This is a genomic window from Paraburkholderia guartelaensis (assembly GCF_004353905.1).
In the GTDB taxonomy this organism is placed as follows: domain Bacteria; phylum Pseudomonadota; class Gammaproteobacteria; order Burkholderiales; family Burkholderiaceae; genus Paraburkholderia; species Paraburkholderia guartelaensis.
In genome coordinates this window covers 1-4,597 of the sequence record NZ_SMOD01000108.1, presented here as the reverse complement: position 1 = coordinate 4,597, position 4,597 = coordinate 1, and the positions used below count along the sequence as shown (strand labels likewise).

Below are 4,597 nucleotides of genomic sequence, written 5' to 3'. Positions count from 1 at the left end.
TCTACCGGTGGCTCGCTCGACACCGGGCCGGCCGCACCGAACACGTCGGCCGCGCGCTCCTGCAACTGCCGCTTCCATTCCGTGATCTGGTTCGGATGCACATCGAACTGCTGCGCCAGTTCGGCGAGCGTGCGCTCGCCCTTGACTGCCGCCAGGGCCACTTTCGCTTTGAACGCCGCTGAGTGCGTGCGTCGGGTTCGTTTCGTCATTTTCTCGGTTCCTTTGCCTGCATTATCGCTGGCTCAGGCCCCGGTCGTTCCACTTATCCCGCTGTCCGATTTTGCGCGGCCACCTCTGTAAACGGTATGTACGTGTGCCGGAGTTGCCTGCCGAGTTCGCTCGCAATTTCTTTATCGGCGAGCGCTCGCTCAATCTGCTCGATCCGGATTTTTAATCCGAAGTGAAAGCCCACGCTATCCCTTTCTCGGAGGGATTTCAGTTTCTGTTCGAGTCCACCATTATCGTGCCACTTGATGATGTCGCTTGCGCGCTGGCGCCATGTTCGAAGTAGCTCGTAGGCAGCGAAAATCCACATTTGCGACTGAGCGAGAAGGAAGGGAGTATCTGGTGGCGTAGTATCTGTTGCCATGAGTTCGTGCAGAATCCTGTATTCCAGTGGCATCAGAAACTGATCGACAATGCTCAAGTTGTACGCCTGTGAGCACAAGTACATGTCGTCCGACAAGAACGTTAGCATTGACAATGCCTCGACGAGCGCCATCGCCTCAATTTTTCCCGCTTGCTCGTAACGGCTGTCGTCGTCCCGAGCGTCAACCGCTTCGTGATCCATGTCCAATGCTCCCATTCATCGCCAACTCGTCGCCAATGCAGCATTCTGCGCTCGACTATAAAGAGTCGACTAGCCGGAATTCAAGAAAAGCTGCTTGGAATCGCGCCGCAAGCATGCTCAAAGCGAGCACGCGACATGGCCGCCAAGGCGGTGGCGCCGGGCATCCCGAGCGTCATACGGGTGTTGCTTTCGAAGCTACGCTACTCGCCGGTATGGCCAAAGCCTAGCGCTGCCGGTCGGCTGTAATTCGGGTTCTTGATCTTTATCCAGTTGAGCGACCGTCCGCGCGTGTAAGTCGATGACTTTCGCTTTGCAACCATACCCTCAAAGTCGTGGATCTTCACCTGCTCAAAAACGAGTTCGCCGACGCATTCGACGTCTGTGAGATAGACGAGCCGCTCTGTGTTGTCGAAGGCATCCCGCAGACGAGCCTTTCGCTCGGTAAGCTCCAGTTGGCGCAATTCGCGCTTCCCCGATAGGAGCATGTCGAACACGAAAATCCGCGCAGGGTGCCGACGAGCGGCCGCCGGAATATTCCGCGGTGACGTCGTGCTTAAACGCTCCATCAGCTGCCCGAAAGCCGTCGCCCCGCGACCGTCACCGATTGCAAGCTCGCCGTCCCACACGAAATCCCCGGGGACGGCAGCAACCGCTTCCACAATTTCGGGAAATGAGTGGTTGAAGGGCTTGCCTTGCCGGCTGGTTATCAGTACTTCGTCGCCCCACTTTTCGACAAGACATCGAAAACCGTCCACCTTCCACGCATACAGCCAGTCGTCGTGGGAAAAGGGGCGGCGGCGCAGGGTCGCGTGCATCAGGTCGGAAGGTTTGATCGGCCGTTCGAGCTCCATGGAAGTCTCCCTCACGCCTTTTTCCGAGCGGCAAGGCATCACCCAAACGCAACACCCGTCAAATTCCAAAGGCAACACTCTTGCGATCCCGCCCTGTCAGGCAAGGCACTGAAAGGCAACGGTGATCCAGATGCACATAAGTACTTCAGTTCGAACAGCCACCCCGCATCTGAGAACGGGCTCTTGCGGGCCGTCGCAAGCATCAGGTCGGCAGCTTCGATTGCGGGCAGTGGCATTTTCCGTCGTCAAAAATAGTCGGAAATGAGAAGGCACCGGCCGGCTGGAAGCCGCTGCGGCAGCTTCACTCTCGCGACGGCCTCGATCTGCGTGCGATGCGCCTCGAACGCCGCAACCAAGTCGACGCCTTGCATCGAGGGCGCGTCGAAATGATCCTCAAGCGCCTCAACGGATATTTCACATTCGACTTCTGCCCCGTCCACCAATGCGAGGAAAGCGACAGTCGTATTTGGTGTGTACTTCGCGGGCTTGTTTGAAAAATGGATCACCATCGCGGCTCTCCTCTTTCCTACTAGCAATCGGAAATCTGATGCCTCCGCGACTCGCTCGCCTGAAGCTCAAGCGGTTCGAGTACTATGCCCCACGCTTGCAACAAGCCATCGAAGGACGGTTGCGCTCCGTGCGTGCGCGGTATCGGCAGCGCTACGCCCGTCGCTCGATAATGCACGCGATCCTTAGCGCTCGCACCACGGCAGACGACGCGCTCGAGGGCTCCACACCGAAGCGCATACCGCACCGCATCTGAGGCCGTACGCGAGTTCATGATGCCAGAGGCTGTGATGTCGCTCACCGTCGCGCTGGGCCGTTGACGTACCCACGCCACTAGGGCCTCCGCCTTTTGATGTGTGCTCATTTTTCCCGTATTCCTGTTTCGCGCACGCGAAAATCGCCGCAATTTTCCAGCCTATTTATCGCCCGTCTGCTTGCGGGCACTCTCGATTGCCGCACTAGCAAGCTTCTTGTGCGAAGGTTTGTCCAGTCCCGGATTCGTGTCGATCGCGCGGATAACCCAAAGCTCATATCGCGCAAGCGCATCGCTTTCCGTCCAGCCTTGTTTGACGTGCTGGGCGATAAAGTCAGCCTTGGCGCGTGGGTCAGTGCGTGGTAGCGACCCGCCATGCTGAGAATAGACGGTTGGGAGAAAGTACATCACAATTTTCCGTGGTCAATTCAGTTTGTTCCGCAGAACCGTCATCGCCAAAGCGACCGCTTCCGGCGATGCGTTCATGGCCACCAAGTCTGGCGACACACGACCAGCCAAGAAGTACATGTAGTCCGTGTCAAGACCCAATACGTTCGCCAACTGCGTGATAAGCCAGTCCGTCGATGGATGCCGACGACTGTGCTCAATATCGTTCAGGTATTGAGGCGAGACACACATCCCGTCATCGCGCTTGAGCATCGCCGCGAGACCTTTCTGGCTTACGCCGATCCGCTTCCGTGCCTCCGCGATGCTTCGGCCAAACGAAGGAGCGTCAGCCATGTGCTTGCCTTCCTATTTCTTCCGCCCGCTCGATTGCGTCAGTCGCGGCCATTTCGGCGTCCGACTGCAATTTCTCTTCAGCGGCCTCGCGTTGTGCAATCTCGCCCGCTAAGCTCAGGCGGCGAAACGCCGCTGGAGAGTTGCTGATTGCGGACGTGTCGGCAATGCACGATTTCGCCGGTTGTCGGATGATCTTCGAGAACATTGCAGAGTTGAACGACTTCCGTAGCTACATGCACTCGTCGTTGGTGATGAAGAATGTGAACCACACGCTGCGGTATCCATTACCGTGTTTCTGCGCTTCAAGCGTTGAGCGAATTCGACGTTGTACCCGCGTCGCGCTATATGCCGTTTTATCCACACCTGAAATGTGTAAATGACGTATCCATGCGCGGCGCGCCACTGATCTACAAGATCAAGCTCCGCCTGTGTCGCAACGCCGTCCGAGATTGCACTGCCGGCTCGCCTCACTGCGCTTTTGCTGTCGGGTGGTAGCGGGTATGTCATGCGAAGTCTTCCTGTTTCGCGCACGCGAAAATCGCGTTGCAATCGTCCATTCTACTGACAGTACTGCTGATAGGCTTCCTGGGCTGCGCCACATTCCCCGGCCGCTGCCGCTGGACTCACGAGATCCGCGAACTCTTTGGAGCAGACCTGATGCGCGCGTTGAACAATGGCCTGGCAACGCATCTGTGCGGTCTGCGCATCGAGTTTGCGCACGCAGTCCGCGTGCTCGGTTGTGCCGCGAGTGAAACCATACGCGTCACACTTTTGCTTCAACGCATCCAGAGAGTCTTGCGCATATGCGCTTGACGTCACAAAGGCCAACGCAGCTGCTGCGATTGTGGCGACTCTCGTTCGGCTCCTGCGCACGCGCTGCTCCTTTATTTTCCGGTGTCTATTCCAAAAATGGACCTTGCGGGCGAGCGGGCGATTTGCGCTCAAGTTCCGTTAGATAGTGCCATCGAAGCTCTTTCCAGTGCGCCACGATTTGCTTTCGCGCTTCACGAGCCCTTTCAACCGAGAAGCTTGTATCGAAGCCTAGTCGAGAAACTTCGTCGTGAACGCTCTTGATACCCTCGAATGGAAACAAGCCAATTCGACGTTCTGCCTCACCGACATTAGAAAACACCGCTCTCACTTCTTCAGTGGCGACACTTAGCAGGCCGCTGAAATACCGCTTAAACACGTCATCGCGCAGAGCTCGTGAGGCGTTGATAGATGGACCACTACTTGTCCCCTGGAGATCATGCGCGGCGCCGACACATTCACCGAGAGTCTGTTTTCCATGCGCAAGCTGGACGACTTCGTCCCCAAGTCGCATCCGTTGCGTTCGATCCGCGTGATGGCGAATGAAGCGCTGGCGAAGATGGATCGACAGTTCGCCCAGATGTACGAAGCGGACATAAAGGGCGGGCGGCCGAGCATCGCGCCAGAGAAGTTGCTGCGAGCCAT

General features: G+C 57.3%; 8 protein-coding genes. 1 reads left to right on the top strand and 7 read right to left on the bottom strand.

Annotated features, from left to right (window positions below; all coding sequences use genetic code 11):
- The 7 genes from E1N52_RS42980 to E1N52_RS42950 form a co-directional block, all read right to left on the bottom strand.
- A partial coding sequence (locus E1N52_RS42980) for a transposase (RefSeq protein WP_133189477.1) occupies positions 1 to 209 on the bottom strand: 209 nt, incomplete at its 3' end.
- Between the two features lie 53 nt (positions 210 to 262).
- Positions 263 to 790 (bottom strand): hypothetical protein, encoded by a 528-nt coding sequence (locus tag E1N52_RS42975; RefSeq protein WP_133191133.1) that lies wholly within the window; start codon positions 788 to 790, stop codon positions 263 to 265.
- A gap of 200 nt (positions 791 to 990) precedes the next feature.
- On the bottom strand, positions 991 to 1,641 hold the full coding sequence (locus tag E1N52_RS42970; protein WP_246089471.1) for an ATP-dependent DNA ligase: 651 nt from the start codon (positions 1,639 to 1,641) through the stop codon (positions 991 to 993).
- Positions 1,642 to 1,886: 245 nt separating this feature from the next.
- Positions 1,887 to 2,150 (bottom strand): DUF1488 family protein, encoded by a 264-nt coding sequence (locus tag E1N52_RS42965; RefSeq protein ID WP_133191131.1) that lies wholly within the window; start codon positions 2,148 to 2,150, stop codon positions 1,887 to 1,889.
- A 413-nt stretch (positions 2,151 to 2,563) separates the two neighbouring features.
- A complete protein-coding gene (locus E1N52_RS42960; RefSeq protein ID WP_133191129.1) occupies positions 2,564 to 2,809 on the bottom strand; it encodes a hypothetical protein in 246 nt (81 codons plus the stop codon).
- A gap of 15 nt (positions 2,810 to 2,824) precedes the next feature.
- On the bottom strand, positions 2,825 to 3,142 hold the full coding sequence (locus E1N52_RS42955) for a helix-turn-helix domain-containing protein (RefSeq protein WP_133191127.1): 318 nt from the start codon (positions 3,140 to 3,142) through the stop codon (positions 2,825 to 2,827).
- Positions 3,135 to 3,347, bottom strand: a complete 213-nt coding sequence (locus E1N52_RS42950) for a hypothetical protein (protein ID WP_133191125.1) — start codon at positions 3,345 to 3,347, stop codon at positions 3,135 to 3,137. The genes E1N52_RS42955 and E1N52_RS42950 overlap by 8 nt, the downstream gene beginning before the upstream one ends.
- A gap of 1,044 nt (positions 3,348 to 4,391) precedes the next feature.
- On the opposite strand from E1N52_RS42950, the gene E1N52_RS42945 reads away from it, so the two are divergent.
- Positions 4,392 to 4,597, top strand: a 206-nt coding sequence (locus E1N52_RS42945; protein WP_484217453.1) for a transposase, incomplete at its 3' end; no start/stop codon positions are given.